Source organism: Chryseobacterium lactis (genome assembly GCF_003815875.1).
GTDB lineage: Bacteria > Bacteroidota > Bacteroidia > Flavobacteriales > Weeksellaceae > Chryseobacterium > Chryseobacterium lactis.
The window spans coordinates 4,903,450-4,922,291 of the sequence record NZ_CP033924.1 but is presented as its reverse complement, the minus strand read 5'-3'; the positions used below and the strand labels follow the sequence as shown (position 1 = coordinate 4,922,291).

The following is an 18,842-nucleotide window of genomic DNA, read 5'->3' as shown; positions in this document are numbered from 1 at the left end:
GATCATCCGCTTTAATAAAAAGCGTTTCAGGGTAGTTTTCTTGAGTTTTTTGGGCGGCTTCGGCTTAAATTTCAATTTCATACAGAGGTTGTCAGGAGCTCAAGGGCTTTATCTTTTATTTTCATAGCTTCCTCTTTGGGAAGGAAGTGTTCATTGGACATAAAGGTGAAATCCATTTGTCGGTTGTAGGTGCTGGCAACCAGAGTATTGGAGTTCAGCCATGGGAAAGCAACCGTGGGGCTGATAATCGTTTCAAGTTTAAAATGCTGATAGTCGCTCGGAATATCAATTTTACCCATATTGGATAGCGTCACATCATGTCCGCCGTTACTTGATTTCAACAGAGAAATCATGCGTTCAACAATCGGGTGCATCTGTTCACCCATCCACAGAAGCTCACGGGCTTCCATTTTATTGATCTTTTCAAAAAGTTCTTTCTTAATTTCTTTCGCGTTGTCCAGCACACTGTGATTCCCTTTTTTAATGGACAGTTCCACGGTAGGGGCAAAGGCAAACAAATGATCCTGTTTGATCTCAGGGATAAAATGGCGCACATCTACCGGGCTGATCACTTTTCCTTTGGCCTTTTCACCCTGTACCTCACGGAAAGCTTGCATAAAAGAAGCACATAGCAAGGCGTGTACGGAAATTCCGTTGGCTTTACATTTTTCGGTGATCTGTGCTGTCGTTTTAGGATCCAGCTTGCGATGAAGGGCATAGTTTTTTCCAAGATTTCTTTTCTTGCTTTTCGATTGCAGCATAAAGAAAAATCGGGCAAACATCAGGTAAAGACGGGCCTTGAATTTCTTTGTGGTGGCATTAAAATCCGAAGGCAGAAAATCATTGACCGATTCAAATGGCTCATAGGGAAGGAGCTCAGCAGCGGGATTATCCAACAGCTGAAGGAGTTCCCGCATCAGAGTAACACCTGTAGTTCCGTCAGAAATACAATGCGGCATCACCCAAAGGATTTCAGAAAATTCTTTTCCTTTTACCCATACCAGACGGGCAAGCGGTTTTTTATCCTCATCAAAAAGCCGGAACCATTCCGTTTCCGATTCATACAGCCAGTCATTCTCCGTTTGTCGCTGAACAATACGAAGCGGAATAGGACTGATCTCTTTTTCTTCTATAAAAAAAGGATATTGTTCGGTTTCCTCATCAATCGAGACCCGTAACAAGGTATGTTTTTGTTGGATTTTATCTAAAGCAATTCTGAAATTCTCCTCCAAAAGCTGTCCAGAGACTTTGGCAGTGAATATACAGTTTACAGGGGTTTTAGAATCTACATACATAATTCTTTCCACCATCATTAATCTTCTTTTCATCATGATACCACTAAATATTCAATTTGCTGGTGAACAGTCTTTACAATCTCATCGCGAATCGCCAATGCTTCTGCATGTGGCAAATAGCCTTCACTTCCTACAAAAGAAAAATCCATTTCTTCGCGGTAGGTCGATACAACAAGGGTAGTCGTATTTCCCAACGGCCCAATTACAGAAGGACTGAAGATTGTATCTACCGTAAATTCTTTGTACTGATGCGGAATCTGGATGCGTCCCAGATTGGAAAACATACAGTCATTCGATGACTTTCCATTTTTTAGGAGCTTCGTGAAATTATTCAGAGCATCATGTCCGGATTCCATGACCATCATCGTGATATACGGATTGAGTTTAGCCGTTTTTTTGGCTACCGCTTCCTGCATAGAACGTACATTCTCCAGAAAGCCCATTTTTTCATTTGCTGAAACCACGATCATCAATCCGAAGGCGAAAATATGATCGTTTTTAATCTGAGTGGCAAAACGCCGGATATCTACAGGACATGAAACTTTATTAAAAGCAGCTGTTCCTTTTACTTTTTTAAATGCCTGCAGGACTGCCGCACACAAAAAGGTGTTCACTGTAACTTTATTCGATTTACAATAAGAAACCAGTTCGCGGCTTGTTTTCTGGTCAAATTTCCAGTGCATCAGATAATCGTTTTGTCGCTCAACTGCTTTTTTACCCACAGGAATATACTTAATAGCGGTGGCTGCCAGACGGCCGATAAACTTCGCCTTCAGTTTCTGTCTGCGACTATTGAGAATCTTGGCCGGAACCACATCCTGAATACCCAGAATAGGCTTTTCAACACCAATATCGGCAGAAGGGTTGTCTAATACCTGCAAAAATTCATATAAAAAAGCCATCGCAGAACCACCATCGCATAAACAATGGTGGAACGCAAACAGCATATCGGAAACATTTTCCCCTTTAATCCATACAAAACGGATCAAAGGAAGTTTTTCATAGTTAAATGGAGTACGCCATTCTCTTTTTGATTCTTCCTGCCACTGGTCTTCGTGTTGACGGGCAAGAATTCTTACCGGAATGGATATCGTAGATTCAGGAACATCAAACCAGGGAACGTTTTTCTCATCATGAGCAATGAGCGCCCTGAGCCAGGGATGTTTATGTTGAATCTTGGATAAAGCTCTCTTGATATCTTCTAATTTGAAGGTACCTCTCAGCCTGAAGGGAATAACAGCATTAAAAGGTTCTGTGCCATCTCCCAAAAGCATGCGTTCGCCAAATAACAGTCGTCTTTTCATATAGTAAGCTTATACTGAGGCTAATGTGGATTCTTGTTGTACAAAATTTTCTAATAACTCTACAGCCTTGTCATTACCGCCTGCCGTATGGAAAGTGTTTTGAACTTCCTTGGCAGCAGTTCTGTATTTCGGATTCTCCAATAATTCAAAGACAGTTTCGCGAAGAGCTTCTACACGAAGTCGCTTGTAACGGATACTGATTCCACAACCGGCCTGCTCAATTAATTTCGCAATATGGAAATGGTCATAAGCAATAGGAGTGATCAACATCGGTAAGCCGTTACGGAAGGTATCATTAACGGTATTGAAACCGCCATGACAAATCACCATATCCATATGAGGCATTAATTCCGATTGAGGAACAAAGCTGTTGACAATAAAGTTAGACGGCCATTCTTCAAAAATATCAGGTGGAGTAGCAGCTACCACAGTCACCGGCTGGTCTGCAAAAGCGGCAATCACCTTTTCGAAGAATGCTTTTCGGATATCAACCAATAATGTTCCTAATGATACGAAGATCTTCGGAGTTGTAGCGGCATGCAAACGATCCCATTCAAACGGAGCATGGTTCGGACGTCCTTTTACGGGACCTACGAATTTCATGTGGGAAGGAACGGTTTCAAATCCGGCAAAAGCCTGAGAAGTAAATACCATATTCAGTTTATGGGAATGAATGAAAATACCGTCATCCTCAATACCTACCTCTTTTTGCAGATCTTTGATCAGGTTTTGCTGCCATTCCCAGATTTTTGGAGCACTTTTTTCCGTGTCTCCCATCACATCCGGTGGAACAGGGGTCGTCGTTACACAAGGGATATTGTGTTTGTGGGCAAATAAAGCGCCCCCAAAGGTAATACAGTCGTTCACGATGACATCGGGTTTCCAGCTTTCTGTTAATCGGCTCAATCCCGGCATCATCATTTTGGCAAAGGGAACATAGGTTTCTTCAAGGGCTAGTTTCATCACTTCAGGACCTGAACAGGCAGGTCCGTCATCTTGTCTTTTTAGAATGCGTTGTATTTCGTCCTGGTAAGGGATAAGATCTTCATGAGGGTAATAGTAAGATCCTCCTTCCGGAATGTGTTCGTCTGATAGTGGGGTAATCCCGAACCATTTTACTTCGTGGCCACGGGCAATAAGGCTTACCCCGACACTTAATGTAGGGCTGATATGTCCGAAAAACGGAGGGATAACAAATAGGAATTTAGCTTTTTTCATTTCTGTGGTAGGTGTTAATGCTTTTTCAAGTAAATCAGCTGCAGTCGATGAACCGCCGGCTTCAACAAACGATTGTCCGACTTTTTGAGCTGCCTCACGGTAACTTAGGTTGTGTAAAATCTGGTGTACAGCTTCTCTCAGGTGATTCGCTTTAAATCTATTAAAATTCAAACGTTCACCCGCTTCTGTACGTACAACACGTCCTGCAACATGTGACTGGTCATAGGCAATAGGAATCACCACCAATGGAATACCGTTGGATAAAGTTTCGGAAACGGTGTTGTGACCGCCGTGGCAAACCACTCCGTCGAGATGAGGTAATAAATCCAGTTGGGGAACCTGCTGATAGACCATAAAGTTTTCCGGCCATTGCTCGAAAAGCTGAGGATCAGAAACGACAACAACGGTTAAATCCTCATCTTTAAAGGCATCCACCACTTTCTGGAAAAATGCTTTTTTATGATCATGATCGAAAGTGGTTCCGATGCTTACAAGAATCTTTTTATTGGTTGCATTGTTTAATCTGTCCCAGTCGAATTCACATGAAATACGACGTTCCGTAAGAACAGGTCCTGTAAATTGATATTGAGCAGGTAAATCATCCATTTCACCAAAGAAATAATTGGACGTTAAAACCAGAGTCAATAGGTCAGAAGTTGCCAGAGAACGTTCTTCATGAAAACCAAGTTCTTTCTGTAAATTGACAATCTGATTCACTTCCCATTCGTGTACCTTCGGAAGCTCATTCATAATTTTAATGGCAGCCGGAGCAGTAACGGAAGTGGCGTAAGGAATTCCCAGCGTTTTGGCGGCAATAGGGGCTGCAAATAACTGATGGTCTCCAATAATCAAATCGGGTTGGTATTTTTTTAACAAAGCAATGATGCCGTTATAGCAATGTCTGTTTAAAGGAATCAATACCTCTTCATACAGAAATTTAACGCTATCAATGCCGTAGACTACTTTTTTTGAAATAATATCCAGGTATTGTTCACTCTCTTTTTTTTCTTCATCAGTCTGATCGTATTGAATAAGAAGAAGCTTCCCTCCCTCCGGAAGTTTTGTTTCCAGGGTAGGGTCAAGGCTGATCCACGCTACTTCGTGGCCTCTTTCCAATAGGGTAGCACCGATGCTTAAAGTAGGATTGACATGTCCTGTAAGGGGTGGAACTATAAATGCGAATTTAGCCATGGTTTTGTGTTAAAATTTTAGATAAAAAATCAGTGATGGTCTCTGCGATCATCTGTGGTTCCTGGATAGGAATATTATGATCGCCCGGGATCAGCTCCAATACGGAATTCCCGATTTGGGTCTGCAGCCATTCTCCTGTAGGTCTGCAATTGGAGTCAGCGCCATAAAGCAGTAAGGTGGAAGCTTTTAATTCGTTAAAATCAGCTTCATTCAGGAAATCTTTTTCCCTGATCATATCTGCTTTAATGCTGGTTTGATTAAACAGAAACTCATACATACGATGGTTCTTTTCCATTTGTCTTTTGCCCATCTGAACTTTAGTGGTATCCGTGAAATTGGCTACATAATGTTCCAGAAACTCTTTGCTGTATTCATCAATAATATTGCGGGCCTTTTCATCCTGAGGATCCGGAGCTTCCGTTACTACCAGTTTATTGACACGTTCCGGGTATTGTAAAGCTGTTTTTAAAGCGATAAGACCACCAAAACTATAGCCGGCAAGATGGACCTTTTTCAGTTGCAGCGTATCCATTAAACAAATCAGATCAGATGACATCGTATCAAGGTCATATCCGTCAAGAAAACGCTCACTCATTCCGTGGCTTTTCAGATCGTACATAACAACATGGAAGTGCTTCGCCAGAATCGGAGCAATATTAAAATAATAAATAGACAGATTGCTGAACATCCCGTGGATTAACACCACGGTTTGTTCAGCTTCTTTGTTGAGTTCCTGTATATGAACCTGTTTATTATTGACCGTGATTATTGGCATTCGTAGATGTAATTGATGATCATACTAAGGTCAAGATTGATCAAGTGGTCAAGGTCCATAGAAGACAACCAACCTGTAAAATCGATCTGATCTCCAAAATGCGCTTTGATCTTTTCGGAAAAAGAAACAATCTCAATACTGTCCATTTCCAGATCTTTGGTGAATGAACTTTCCGGAGTAATATCCATTTCTTCTACAAATTCAGCACCGATCACTTCAGTAATAAAACCTTTTAATAAAGTGAAAAGTTCTTCGTGGTTCATTTTTAATGTTGCGTTTACAGTGTCCATCCGATAATATAATTTTGATGTTTAATAGTTTTGATTTCAATATTGTTGATCCACAAGTGATCATCTTTTATAAGCTCGACTTCGAAGGCTTTTGGATTTCCCTTCAGTCCTGTTCCCAGGAACTTTCCGTAGGCTTCCTTGGCAACCCAGAAACGGGTAGTCCACTCGGCCTGATCTCTGTCTTTTAATAATGTTAATTCGTGGTCGGTAAATACCATGTCGTAGAATCCGGAGCTGCGTTCTTCAATAGTTTCCATATCGATTCCTACAGATTTTCCGTATCGGGCAATACCTACTGCTTCTTTTCCTTTGTGAGCCAGTGAAATGTGAATGTCTTCCGTAAAATCACTGATGAGGTAAGGTTTCCCCACTTCATCAGAACGAATCTCAAAGGTAATCGGGAAGCAGGCATGATTTTTTTCCTGACGGAGAAGATTTCTTACGGCATCTTTCACCGCTACACGGCTTACCATCCAGTTTTTCTTCTTATTCGGTAATAATTGTTGTTGATGCTGTTTTTCCGTTTGGTTAAAATATCTTTTCAGGATAAAATCCCATGAAGCAACCCTTGTATACGCCTGATGGAAGTAAAACACTTCAGGAGCGATTTCTTCAGAAAGACGATTGTGCAACGGTGACATAGAAACATTCCATAAAGCAGCGTCAATTTCAAGTCTTCTGTTTTGCCACCCTGTAATGGAGCACCATGGTTTTCCGTCTCTTGTCAGAAGGATATTGGCAATAGCGAACTCATCATTAAGCTCAGTCTGCATACAGGTACATTCAAAAATACCTTCCTGATCATGCATCTCTCCGAAGAATTCTATATCTCTGATTTTAACAGGGAATGCAATACGGTCTTTTACCAGGGTAAGCTGTAACCAAAGCCCGAATAATTGTCCTGCATTGTCAAGTAACGAACCTTTACCACCGTTTCCTTTGATTTTTCCGATGATTCCTTTGGAACCAACGGCAGAAACTTCAGTGATTCCCTGATACTGATCTCCATGGAACATGTGCATGTCATAGATTTCTTCAGGAGTTCTCTCAATAGGTAAAAGATCACCGATGGAGAAGTTGAAGGCAGGAACCGGAACCGGAGAAGATTTTAACAGTACTTCGGCATTGGCAAAATTCTCAATATCCAGATACGCATGGTTGTGGGCACGCCATTCTCCTTTTACTGTTTTTTCAAAAGGTTTGGCTACATTCATCCATTGGAAGACACTTACGTTCATGATTTTATGAACCTGTGTTCCCGGGATTTCTGCTTCCGCAATTTCTGCCAGCTGTTCAAAGATCATGGTCATCGGAATGACCGGTTCCATATCGGCTACATGAGCCCATCCTTTAGGCTGTCTCAATAAACTGTGGTCGATAAGGTAAGGATGACTTTCCAGGGTAACATACAGGTCTTTTGAAAAAGTGGTGCTTCTCGGTGCTTTCGATGCTACAGGAGCGACTGGCTGCACAGGAGCCGGACGCTGAATTTTAATATTTGATGGGTTTTGGAAAAGCGTTAAAACCTCTTCCTGCATACGGATCATATCGGCTACGTTATCCTGGAATGCCTGCACAAGAGGGTGTCCGGTTTTGCTAGCCATAGATGCTGATGCGGTGTATTGTTTTGGTGTTTCAAAGGCGGGAACTAAAGCGTGGGCTTCTTTAAAATTACGGATAATCGGGGAGCCCAATTCCAGTTTAATTCCTTTTCCTGACGATTTTTTGGTGTGATTTTGAATTTCTAAAAAGTCCAGCGCTATACTTTTTCCCTCAACAAATAAGGAGGCAACTACACGCTGCAACTGAGCCAATGCCGATCTTGTAGGAACGCTGGAAGCAATCGTACTGAATGCTTTTCCTTTTAACGTATCATCGATAAATCCTATCAATCCTCCGGTACCGACCTGAATAAAGCATCTTGCGCCTTCCTCATACAATCTGTCAGTCAGTTCACGAAAGCGAACCGGCTGAACGAGATGTTCTGCACTCAGCTGTCTGATGGCAGCCTGATCAGCAGGGTAGGGTTCAAGGGTGGTTGCGGACCATAAAGGGATTTTTGTTTGCAGGAACTGTGCTTTTTCCATTCCGGCAAGGATCACCTCCAGTTTATCAGCGATAAAAGGGGAGTGGAATCCGGATTGGAACGGCAGAACCTGATGGAAAATCTGTTTTGATTTTAACAACGGCACCAACTCGTCCAATGCAGCATTACTTCCGCAAAGGATAACCTGATTCGGGCAGTTATCATTGGATACATATAAGTTTGAAATCTCTGCAATAAAAGGTTTTACGACATCAATTCCTGCTCCTATGGCAATGAATTTAGAATCTTTTAATTCAAATGTTTCAGGATTCAGTACATCAATCAGGGCTTTTACAGAGTTGGCTTCTGCCAGTTCTGAGGAATATCCAGCGAGCCATTCTCCTAAACTGTGTCCTGCATTCATATCCGGAATAATTCCCAGCTTTTTTAAGGAATTATCAAGGATACTGCAGTTGTTGAAAATGTTTAAAGCATCGGTTAAAAGACCTTCACCTTCTGTTTCGATAGGCGCTGTTAATCCGAAATAACGGCTAACGGTTTCAACCTCACCTTTTGCAAGGCCATCTAATCCAGGAAATACAAAAGCTACTTTGCCTCCGTCTTTTAATAACGGGGCAGAAGTGTACCAAATATCCTGTTTGTTTCTCCAGGTAATATTTTTGGAGACAATTTTAAGGGCTTTCTCAATTCTTGCCGGTGTTGGGTCAAATAGAGCTATTCTGAAATCTCCTTCTCCTATATGAGTTTCGTTGTTTTGTAGCGCAGAAAGAAGTTCTTCATGAGTAGGTCTTGCCAATAGCAATACGCCGTCTTTTTTCGGCATATCATAGCCTTCCAACACTACGTGAGCGTTGATTCCTCCGAAACCGAAGGCATTTACTGCTGCCACTTTTGGCAGTCCTGTTTTTGACCAGTTTTGGGGTTCCTGTACGGGAGCAAAACGGGTTTTCTGCATATCCGCAATGGGATTTTCACAATATAATGTTGGTGGTAAGGTGTCGTGATGTAATGCCAGACAGGTTTTGATTAATCCGGCAATTCCGGCAGCGGGCATCGCATGTCCAATATTAGACTTTACTGATCCGATACCGGCTGTCTGAGCTGTTTCTTCTTTTCCGAAGAATTGCGCCAGGGTCTGAAGTTCTGTTTTATCTCCAAGCGGAGTTCCGGTACCGTGAGCCTCAAGATAACCCACTTTATTTTTATCCAGATCCGCATTCGACCAGGCTTGTTCAAGGGCTTTCAACTGACCTTTTACTGCAGGGCTCATCACGCTGGTTCCATTACCATCGCTGCTTACACCTACTCCTTTGATGACGGCATAGATTTTATCCTGATCACGAACGGCGTCTTCCAGTCGTTTTAAAACAACGAAACCACAACCTTCACCAATCAGCAATCCATCAGCATCACTACTGAACGGCTTGATCTGTTGTTGACGGGACATCGCTCCCAGCTGGGCAAAAATACTCCAGAAAGCAGCGTTTTGTCCTGTATGAACTCCTCCTGCGATCATGATATCTGCACGGCCACGCTGAAGCTCCTGTACTGCATGATCTACGGCAATAAGAGCGCTGGCGCAAGCTGCATCTACGGTAAAAGCTGCACCTCCAAGGTCAAAACGGTTGGCAACGAGCGACGCTACAAGATTAGGAATTAATCCCATAGCCGTATCAGCTGCAAAACGTCCTTTGCGTTCCTGGAAAGCATGTTTTACCTTTTCGATGTCTGCAGTAGATACCTGTGGTAAAAGTTCCTGCAGCAGCGAAGAGATTTGTTCTCCGGTTCTTACGATTTCTATCGCACGGGTAGCCCCGGGTCCGGTATAATTTCCTTTTCCTATAATAATCCCTGTTTTTTCAAGGGAAGTTTTCTTTTGAAAAACGCCTGCATCTTCAAGTGCTTTCTGAACTAAATCAAGGGTCAGCAAATGGTCAGGCTCGGTTCCTTCAACTGCTAAGGGTAAAATACCAAAAGCCGTGGGATCAAATTCATAATCAGGAATAAATCCTCCGCGCTGACAATAAAAGCGGTCAACGGGATGGGTAGCATCACTGAAGTGTACAGGATCTATCCGGTCGGCCGGAGCCAACTGGGTAGAATCTACTTTATTGACAATATTCTGCCAAAAAGTGTTGGCATCCTGTGCCCCTGGAAAGACACAAGAAAGACCAATGACAGCAACATCTGTTTTTTTCATACTTAGTTTATGCAGTGTTTACCAATTATTTCCTGACATGATCAGTACCTGGCTTTCAGTCCCGTACTTTATTTCATTAAGGAAGATTTCTTTTCCTTCATCCAAAGGAATCATAGAAATACCTCTGCGTTCGTATTCTGTTTCAAGAGTGGATGAAACCATTCCTGCTCCTTTCCACGGACCCCAGTTGATAGAAAGCACTTTTCCTTTTAATCTTTTATTTAAGGCATTAGCATAATCATCCAGTACACTGTTGGCAGCAGCATAATCTGTCTGACCTTTGTTACCATAAACGGAAGCAATACTTGAAAATAATACTACAAACTGACAGTCTGATCGAAGTTGTTCAGCCAATACACGAAGGGGCTTCACTTTGGTATCAAATACACGTCCGAAAGAGCTTGTTGTTTTTTGTTTAAATAATTTATCTTCCAAAAGACCTGCTCCGTGGATCACGCCATCCAGACGATCGTATTTTTCATAAATATTGCTGATCAAAGTACTCAATCCTTCTTCGTCACAAAGATCTAAAGATTGATAAATAATGGTGTTTCCAAGCTGTTCCATGTCCCGGATGGTACGTAAGATTTCATTGTTTTTGAAAATTCTTACGGTTTCTTTTTCTATCTGAGCAGGAGCATTGAATCTGGCAGATTTAATAAGATAAGCTCTTATTTCCTCTTTGTTTTTCATTCCTTCAAATTCTTTCAGATTGTCAGCTTCATTTCTAGGATCTGCTGATCTTCCTACCAGAATATAAGTACAAGGATATGCCTCAGACATGTGTTTTACCAACTCCGCTGTTATTCCTTGTCCGCCTCCAAGCACCAGCACAACAGATTTAGAATCTAATTGAATGTGAGCTTCTTCAAGGCTTGTTGACAACGGAGACGGGATGATGTCTACTTGATGTCTTTTTTCATTTTTATAAATAACTTCAGCGGGTTTATCGTTGGTCAGTATTTCCTTTAAAGTGATTTCGGCAATCTGATCCATTTCCTGAGATGTGCTTAAGCTGATCAGTCTGCATGTCGTGTGATCAAATTCTCTTGCCAGACTTTTGAAAAGTCCCGGATATCCCTGATGATGGCGTAATGCACGGGCATCATTGATCTCCTCAAGGTGAGCCGGAACATCTGAAATAAGGTACACCCATTTCGCTTTATCAAAATCAAGCTTTTTAATCAAATCAACATGATCGATGATGCTTGGTTTGTCAGAAGAGGAGAAGATATCGAGCATAATCAATCCGTCAAAAGTTGAAAGATCTTTTTCTGTATCTACCAGTTCTACAATAGCACCGTGTTTTTCCAGTTCGGTTTTAATCGCTGAGGTTTGTTTACTGTTATCCTGAGTGATGGCGAAGCGTTTTCCGTGAAGAACTTCAGTGTTTTGTACTAAAGAAGCGTCTGTAGGAGTAATATCAAAACGAAGTCTTGACAGTACATTGTTCGCTCCTTCAGGAGCGTTAGCTTCCTTTGCTTCACTGGTGATTTCACTGGTTTCTCCATTCATCTCACTGATCCAGCCTGCCAATCCGCGAAGGGTTTTAATGGCAGCTAGTTTTTCCATGACATCATCAGCCTGTTCCAGATTTTCTCCGAAACCAATTTTATTTTTAAGGTCAGCGATGATTTCCATACGCTTGATAGAGTCGATACTTAGGTCTGCCTCTAAATCCAGGTCTAAGCCTAACATCTCTTTAGGATATCCTGTTTTCTCACTGACGATATTTAAAATAGCATTCTGAAGGTCTTCAAGAGAGAATGCTGTTTGTGCCTGTGGTTTTGGAGCAGCAGATTCAGTTGCGGAACCGTTTTTTTCGGAACTAGTTGTGGCTGGTGAACCTGTAAGTTCAGTAAGCCATGAAACCAATCCGCTAAGGGTTTTAATTCCTGCCAGTTGTTCCATCACTGTATCTTCGTTGGCATTACCGTTGGCTAAGGTTCCGAGTTCACTACGAAGGGTTCCTATGATTTCCACTCTTTTAATGGAGTCGATACTTAAATCAGCTTCAAGGTCCATTTCCATGCCCAACATTTCCTGAGGATATCCTGTTTTGTCACTTACCACCTGTAGTAGTAAGGATTTGATATCTCTTGCAGGCGCCTGCTTTACAGGAGCAACTGCTACAGGTACTTCCTGATAAACTGGCTGAGCCTGGATTGCAGCCACCGGTTGATGGGCAGGTGCTGATATTGGTGCAGCATATACGGGAGCAGGTTGTATCTGAGGATTCTGTCCCATAAAGGAAAGCATCACATCCCGTTGCGCCTGTATCATGAGTTTCATACTGTTTAAATATTCCTGCAGCATACGTTCAGCGGTAGATAAATTCTCCGTTGCAGGTGCTTGTTGGTTATTTGTAAAACTGTTCATTTGGATAGGATTTAAAATAGGGAGTGCACCATTGGAAGGCAGGTTGCCCGTAGTCGGATGTGCAGCTTGTCCGTTAACCCGCCAGATAGCAGGGTTTTTCTTGTATAATTCAGGTTGTTCAATGTTAATGACTTTAACATTACGACCATCAAAAAGCTTATTGATATTGAAGTGTCTGCCTGTACCTAAATACTGGGCTAGCATACAAAGGAGGTGCGTAAATTTATTACGGCTGTTGTCTTCCACATACAAGCTTAGCTGGTCTTTTTCAATACAGGATTTCGTTAATCCTGTCAGTACTTTTCCAGGGCCTACTTCAATAAATATTCTTGCTCCATCGTTGTACATAGCCTGAAGTTGCTCTACATATCTTACCGGCTGTACAAGATGATCGGTCAATCTTTCTTTTATTTCAGATGGCTGTGTCGGATATACAGTCGCCGTAGTATTCGACCATACCGGAATCTGCATTTCACTGAAAGAGACATCTTTCAATACGTCAGCATATAAACCTTTTGATTTTGCTAATAATGGACTGTGGAATGCGCAAGCTACTTCCAGTTTTTTAGCAGAAATACCTTCCTGTTTAAGGACGTCTAATAATTTATTAATGGCAGGTGTACTTCCGGCAATTACACATTGTGTAGGAGCGTTGAAATTCACCGGGTAAGATCCTTCTACCTGAGCGATAACCGGTTGTAAACGTTCGTACGTTGCACTAGCTGCCAACATAGAACCAGGATCTCCTCCTTCTACAGAATTTAAAATAGAATGTGCTCTCTGAATACTCAGGTCAACCAATTTTTCTTCCCCAAACACTCCGGCAAAGCACAGAGCAGGAAGTTCACCATAGCTGTGTCCCGCCAGCATATCCGGAATAATGTCCAGTGACTCTAAGAATTTTGCCAATGCAAGATCAACAATTCCTAAGAGGGGTTGTGCTAAACGAGTATCTTTAATGGTTTCTTTTTGTTGTTTTAAAGCCGCTTCACTAAATGTAGTGGATGGGAATAGCACTTTTTCAAGCTCAGGATATTGGTTAATAAGGGTACGCATTGCAGGGAATACCACGAACAGATCACGAGCCATGTTGATTCTCTGACTGCCTTGTCCCGGGAATAAGAAAGCTACTTTACCTTCTTTTTTATTAACGGTGAAAGTGTCTTTGGTTTCAATCCCTAACAATACCAGTTCAAGCTTCATCATCAGATCTTCTGCCGTGTCAGCCACTATGCTGAACTGGATCGGTTTTTCTGAACTGATACTTAAGCTGTAGGCAATATCTTTTAAAGCAATACCATCATTGATTTCCAATAAAGTTTTAATCTGACTTGATTGTCCTTTGGCTTCTTCATAGGTGTTTCCACGGAAGACGAAAAGTTCAGACGGCCATGACTGCATGGCAATAGCTTCATTTTGTTTTGGATGATTTGCAATCACTGTATGGAAATTCGTTCCTCCGAATCCAAATGCACTGATTCCTGCATAACGGTTTTTTTCACCCCACAATCCACTCTCTGCATAGAATGCAAAAGGACTGGTTTCAGCAGTATAATAGGCATTAGGTTTCTGAAGGTGAAGAGTAGGAGGTTTTACTCCATGATATACGGCAAGGGAAGCTTTGATTAATCCTGCTAATCCTGCGGCACATTTGGTATGTCCGATCTGTGTTTTCACGGAACCTAAATGCGTCTGACCCGGCAAAGCGCCCGATCGACTGAATAGATTCGTTAATGCACTCAATTCTGTTTTGTCTCCTACTACGGTTCCTGTACCGTGAGCTTCTACTAATCCTACTGTTGCAGGGCTTATTCCGGCTTGGGTATAGGCACGTTCCAATGCTCTTACCTGACCTATTTTTCTAGGTGCAGTTAATCCAAGAGCTTTCCCATCACTTGATCCGCCAACTCCTTTGATTACGGAGTAAATACGGTCGCCGTCGTTGACAGCGTCTTCATATCTTTTTAATACAAGAATAGCGATTCCTTCCCCAAGAGCAATACCATCTGCCTCACTGTCAAATGTAGCACATCTTCCTTTTCTTGAAAGAGCATGAGTACTGGAGAACATCAAATAATCGTTGATTCCGTTGTGTAAGTCTGCCCCACCGGCAAGAACCATATCCGATTTGCCCAGCACAAGTTCCTGGCAGGCAAGGTCAAGTGCTGCTAAAGATGAAGCACAAGCTGCATCTACGGTGAAGTTTCTTCCGCCAAGATCCAGTCGGTTTGTAATCCTACCTGCGATCACATTGGCCAGAATACCCGGGAAAGAATCTTCTGTGGTATGAGGAAAAGCTTCTTTTACTTCTTCGTGAAGCTCCCCGAAGACCTGCTTGTAATACCCTCTGAAACTGTAGCTGTTGGCAAGATCATTACCTCCTTCAGCTCCAATAATAACAGAAATATTATCTCTGTTGATATGTTTTTCACCATAACCTGCATCTTCCATTGCTCTTTTAGCTACCAATAAAGTCAGTAGCTGAGTCGGTTCGATAGCGGCAAGAGATTGTGGCGGAATTCCGAATGCCAACGGATCAAAGTCAATTTTAGGAATGAATCCTCCCCATTTGGAATGAGATACGTCAGAAGCGTCAGAATCCGGGTGGTAATAAAGCTCTTTGTTCCATCTTTCATCCGGTACCTCAGTGACGCTGTCTTTTCCTAAGATAATATTTCTCCAGTATTCTTCCAGGTTTTTAGCACCCGGGAAAATACATTCCATCCCTACGATAGCAATATCTAAAGGCTTTTCTTTTGAAGCCGGCTCTTCCGGAAGAGAAGCATTCTGAATATATGTATAATTGTCAACGACATTCTGATGAAGATCTGTAAGAGAAATAACTTTATTCTGCATTGTCGCAATCTGTCCGATCATGTACATGCCTAAATCAAGTTGATCATCTTTGGGAATGTTAACCAATTGGTCTCCCTGGCGTTCGATTCCTTTAGCAGCGATACGAAGGCGGCCTACGTTTAATTTTTCAAGCTGCTCCCATACTATTTTTTTGTCGGTTCCTGCTGCCAGCAATTTTGCTTTTTCTGCATTGAAATGGTTCGCAAAAGCGGTATTTAAACAACGGGTTTCGTGTCCCGGTGCTGTTTCCAGTAAAACGGTATCTTTTGCCTGCATTGCCTGTAGCTGGAATTCCTCCTGAATAGCTCCGGTTTCTACGGCTTCATGAGTATAAAGGTAAGCGGTTCCCATCAAAACACCGATCTTTACACCGCGTGCTGCCAATGGTGCTGCCATAATGGAAACGAATGCTGTTGAGAATGCATCGTGAATTCCACCGGCGAAAAATACGCTGATATTTTCAGGGTGGTCTTCTTTTAAGATGCGCTCAATTTGTTTTTCCCAAAGAACGGTACTTGATAGTGGACCTACGTGGCCACCGCACTCACGTCCTTCGAATATGAAATTCTTCGCTCCTTCTTTCAGGAAAATATCTAGTAGGGCAGGAGACGGAACGTGCAGGAAAGATTTAATTCCTGCTTTTTCAAATACTTTTGCCTGAGCAGGTCTTCCACCGGCAATCAGGACAACAGGAGGCTTAGCCTCTAATATATAGGAAGTTTGTTCTTCTCTTAATTCTTGTGGGGCAAATCCTAAGATACCTACGCCCCATGTTTTTTCACCGGCCAGTTGTTTGGTTTCCATTACCAAAGCTTTTGCTGATTCTCCTTTTAATAAAGACAAAGCAACAAAAGGTAAGGCGCCTGCTTCTGCAACTGCATTAGCAAATGCCGGAACATCACTTACACGGGTCATTGGCCCTTGAGCAATAGGGTATTGCAGACCAAGTTCCTGAGCTATCGAATTATCCTTATCAATCACTTTAAGGACTTTTGCCTGTTTTAAATGCCCATACATGGCTTCTTTAAATCCAAAAACAAGTTTTTTCAATGTTTTGAAGTCCTCATACAGATCAATGGCTAACGAAATATCCTGTCCCATTGGAATATAGCTCTTGCTGATATCAAGATCTGTAAAATATTTTTTAAGATCTTCAGCGGTTGCATTTTCCGGTAAGGCAGGCGAATTGGGTCTTACCAGTACACGATGATGGGCTATAACTCTGGTTTCTGTTCCATTTAATTTAGAGCATACCTCTTTTATATCCTTAGGAACGGAACTTTCCGGGAATAAGGCAAGCTGGCTATCCAGAACAATACCTGTTGCTCCCAACGATTTTACAGCGGCAGCGGTATGAAGCCCTATTCCTCCCTGTACCCATACCGGTATGGATTGAATTTTCTCAATGACACGCTGGAATAATACAAATGTAGATTCATATCCCACCAGGCCACCAGCCTCATTTCCTTTGATAATGATACCTTTTGCCCCTGATTGTTCAGCTTGTAAAGCTTCTTCCAGAGTGCTTACCTGATAAATAACCGGGAGATCCGGATATGTATGCAGTACGGTACCAGAAGAAAGGATTGCAAAGCTTACTTTTTCTGGAATTTGAAGCGATGTTAATTGGTTATTAGTAAAGTGGATACCGTATGAGGGTACATCTATTTGATTCAGTTGGTTCAGCGCTTCTTGGGCAGTATTTAATTCAAGTCCTAAGCTTAGAACCGGAAAAGCACCTGCCTGATGTAATTTTAGGATTAAGCTAACGTCTGGCTTTTCAAAAGGCGTTAATCCAATAATGGTCAAGTTTTTCATGGCGATGATAATATTGAAATGATACCAAAGAGGTTTTTAACAAATCGCTTATTCATTTGATAATGAGAAGCAAAGCTTTGTTGCAAAAGAATAAAATTATTGTTTTATAATATTCTTAATTATTAAGGTCGTTTGATGATTATTTTCTAAAAATACACCGCCATCCAATGAGTTATTGGATTTAAGGGTAATGTCCGGCTTTTCAAAAGGCAGTGGCCTTACATGAGTCAAGTTTTTCATAGCAAATCGGTATTGTAATGATAATATAATTTTCACAATAAAATACAAATGCTTTATATATAAGCTGTATTTGTTTGTTGTTATATGATAAAATTAATGATATTAAGCTTTAAGTATAGTCATAAGTGAAATTTGATAATGATTTTTTAATAATCAGATATCAATTGTTCAAATATCATTAAAGTATAAATATTATCTATTTATCTGTATAAAACAAGCCAGTACAATCTTGATAATTATAAAAATAATTGATTATAATTAACATGATATTAAGCAAAGGTAATAATAAAAAACATAATATATCAATATTAAGAGATTTGTTTTTCTTAATATTACCAAATTATAATATAGAATTCAGGGTTAAAAATTGGGAAAAATTAACATTGTAAATTTGACAAAAAGAGATGCTTTATTTTCAGGAAAAGTGAGTTAAATAAAGTATTTCACACTTTAAGGATGATCTATGTTTTTATATTCTTTTGATAGATAGTTGAATATGTTTTAAAAATGTTAAAAAAATAACTCGTATTGACTCGATAGATTTTTTTTTAATAGTAGAGATAATTTCAAATTACAGATGATAATTAATTTTTTTTGAGCCAAATCGGAAAGGATGAAATATTTTTAATTATTACATGAATGTTATTGAAATTTGTATTGAATTGAAACAGGGAATTTAATAAATTAGGACAGGAGGTATCGAAATAGGGTAATTATTCCAAGCAAATGATGATTAAGTATTCAGGATATAGGAGATTAATATCCGAAAAGAAAATTAATGTAAAACATGACGGCATGAAAATGATGTGTAAAGTAATAGCCTCCTATACACAGTGTACGGAAATATCGGGCAGGAGGTGATACGTCAATTCAAAAAGATGACCCTGAATCTTGATCCGGTGTTTGTAAAGTTTGAGTAAATATGTTCTACATGTGGATGCAGGAAAAGTTTTTCTTAACGCAAAGTTTTTTGATTATTTTGCTCTATATTTTTAGAGAGCAAAGATGGAATCAACTTCATTGATTCTTTCTAAGCGTGCGGATATTCGTAGTGCTTCATGAGCGAGGAAGTCATAGCTTACTTAAAAATAACATGTCTTTTTATTAATCTTTGCGTATAGAATAAAATCACTGATACATATTTCTTTTAACGGTATACAAAAAGACACCATTTTCTTTTAAATGGTGTCCTACATAGAATATATTAAAATTGTAAAGGCTTTTCAGCG

The 18,842-nt window shown here is 40.9% G+C and carries 7 protein-coding genes; all 7 read right to left on the bottom strand.

The window, feature by feature from the left end:
• Positions 1 to 77: 77 nt before the first annotated feature.
• From EG342_RS21930 to EG342_RS21900, 7 genes are read right to left on the bottom strand one after another with little or no spacing between them, the layout of a single operon-like run.
• Entirely contained in the window at positions 78 to 1,331 is a 1,254-nt protein-coding gene (locus EG342_RS21930) for a condensation domain-containing protein (protein WP_103289981.1), read from the bottom strand.
• Entirely contained in the window at positions 1,328 to 2,599 is a 1,272-nt protein-coding gene (locus EG342_RS21925) for a condensation domain-containing protein (RefSeq protein WP_103289978.1), read from the bottom strand. Before EG342_RS21925 ends, EG342_RS21930 begins: the two co-directional genes overlap by 4 nt.
• 9 nt (positions 2,600 to 2,608) lie before the next feature.
• Positions 2,609 to 5,008, bottom strand: a complete 2,400-nt coding sequence (locus EG342_RS21920) for a glycosyltransferase (protein ID WP_103289975.1) — start codon at positions 5,006 to 5,008, stop codon at positions 2,609 to 2,611.
• The gene (locus EG342_RS21915; protein WP_103289972.1) at positions 5,001 to 5,783 is read right to left on the bottom strand and encodes an alpha/beta fold hydrolase; all 783 of its coding nucleotides are present in this window, start codon (positions 5,781 to 5,783) and stop codon (positions 5,001 to 5,003) included. Before EG342_RS21915 ends, EG342_RS21920 begins: the two co-directional genes overlap by 8 nt.
• Entirely contained in the window at positions 5,774 to 6,073 is a 300-nt protein-coding gene (locus EG342_RS21910) for an acyl carrier protein (protein ID WP_103289970.1), read from the bottom strand. The genes EG342_RS21915 and EG342_RS21910 overlap by 10 nt, the downstream gene beginning before the upstream one ends.
• The gene (locus EG342_RS21905) at positions 6,061 to 10,320 is read right to left on the bottom strand and encodes a type I polyketide synthase (RefSeq protein ID WP_103289968.1); all 4,260 of its coding nucleotides are present in this window, start codon (positions 10,318 to 10,320) and stop codon (positions 6,061 to 6,063) included. Before EG342_RS21905 ends, EG342_RS21910 begins: the two co-directional genes overlap by 13 nt.
• An 18-nt stretch (positions 10,321 to 10,338) precedes the next feature.
• Positions 10,339 to 17,373 carry a type I polyketide synthase gene (locus EG342_RS21900; protein ID WP_103289966.1) on the bottom strand — a complete coding sequence of 2,345 codons (7,035 nt, stop codon included), beginning with the start codon at positions 17,371 to 17,373 and terminating at the stop codon, positions 10,339 to 10,341.
• Positions 17,374 to 18,842 lie beyond the last annotated feature (1,469 nt).

Bases quoted from the DNA above. Each gene is read 5' to 3' on its own strand.
- EG342_RS21930 (WP_103289981.1), bottom strand. From the start codon at position 1,331: ATGATGAAAAGAAGATTAATGATGGTGGAAAGAATTATGTATGTAGAT.
- EG342_RS21925 (WP_103289978.1), bottom strand. From the start codon at position 2,599: ATGAAAAGACGACTGTTATTTGGCGAACGCATGCTTTTGGGAGATGGC.
- EG342_RS21920 (WP_103289975.1), bottom strand. From the start codon at position 5,008: ATGGCTAAATTCGCATTTATAGTTCCACCCCTTACAGGACATGTCAAT.
- EG342_RS21915 (WP_103289972.1), bottom strand. From the start codon at position 5,783: ATGCCAATAATCACGGTCAATAATAAACAGGTTCATATACAGGAACTC.
- EG342_RS21910 (WP_103289970.1), bottom strand. From the start codon at position 6,073: ATGGACACTGTAAACGCAACATTAAAAATGAACCACGAAGAACTTTTC.
- EG342_RS21905 (WP_103289968.1), bottom strand. From the start codon at position 10,320: ATGAAAAAAACAGATGTTGCTGTCATTGGTCTTTCTTGTGTCTTTCCA.
- EG342_RS21900 (WP_103289966.1), bottom strand. From the start codon at position 17,373: ATGAAAAACTTGACCATTATTGGATTAACGCCTTTTGAAAAGCCAGAC.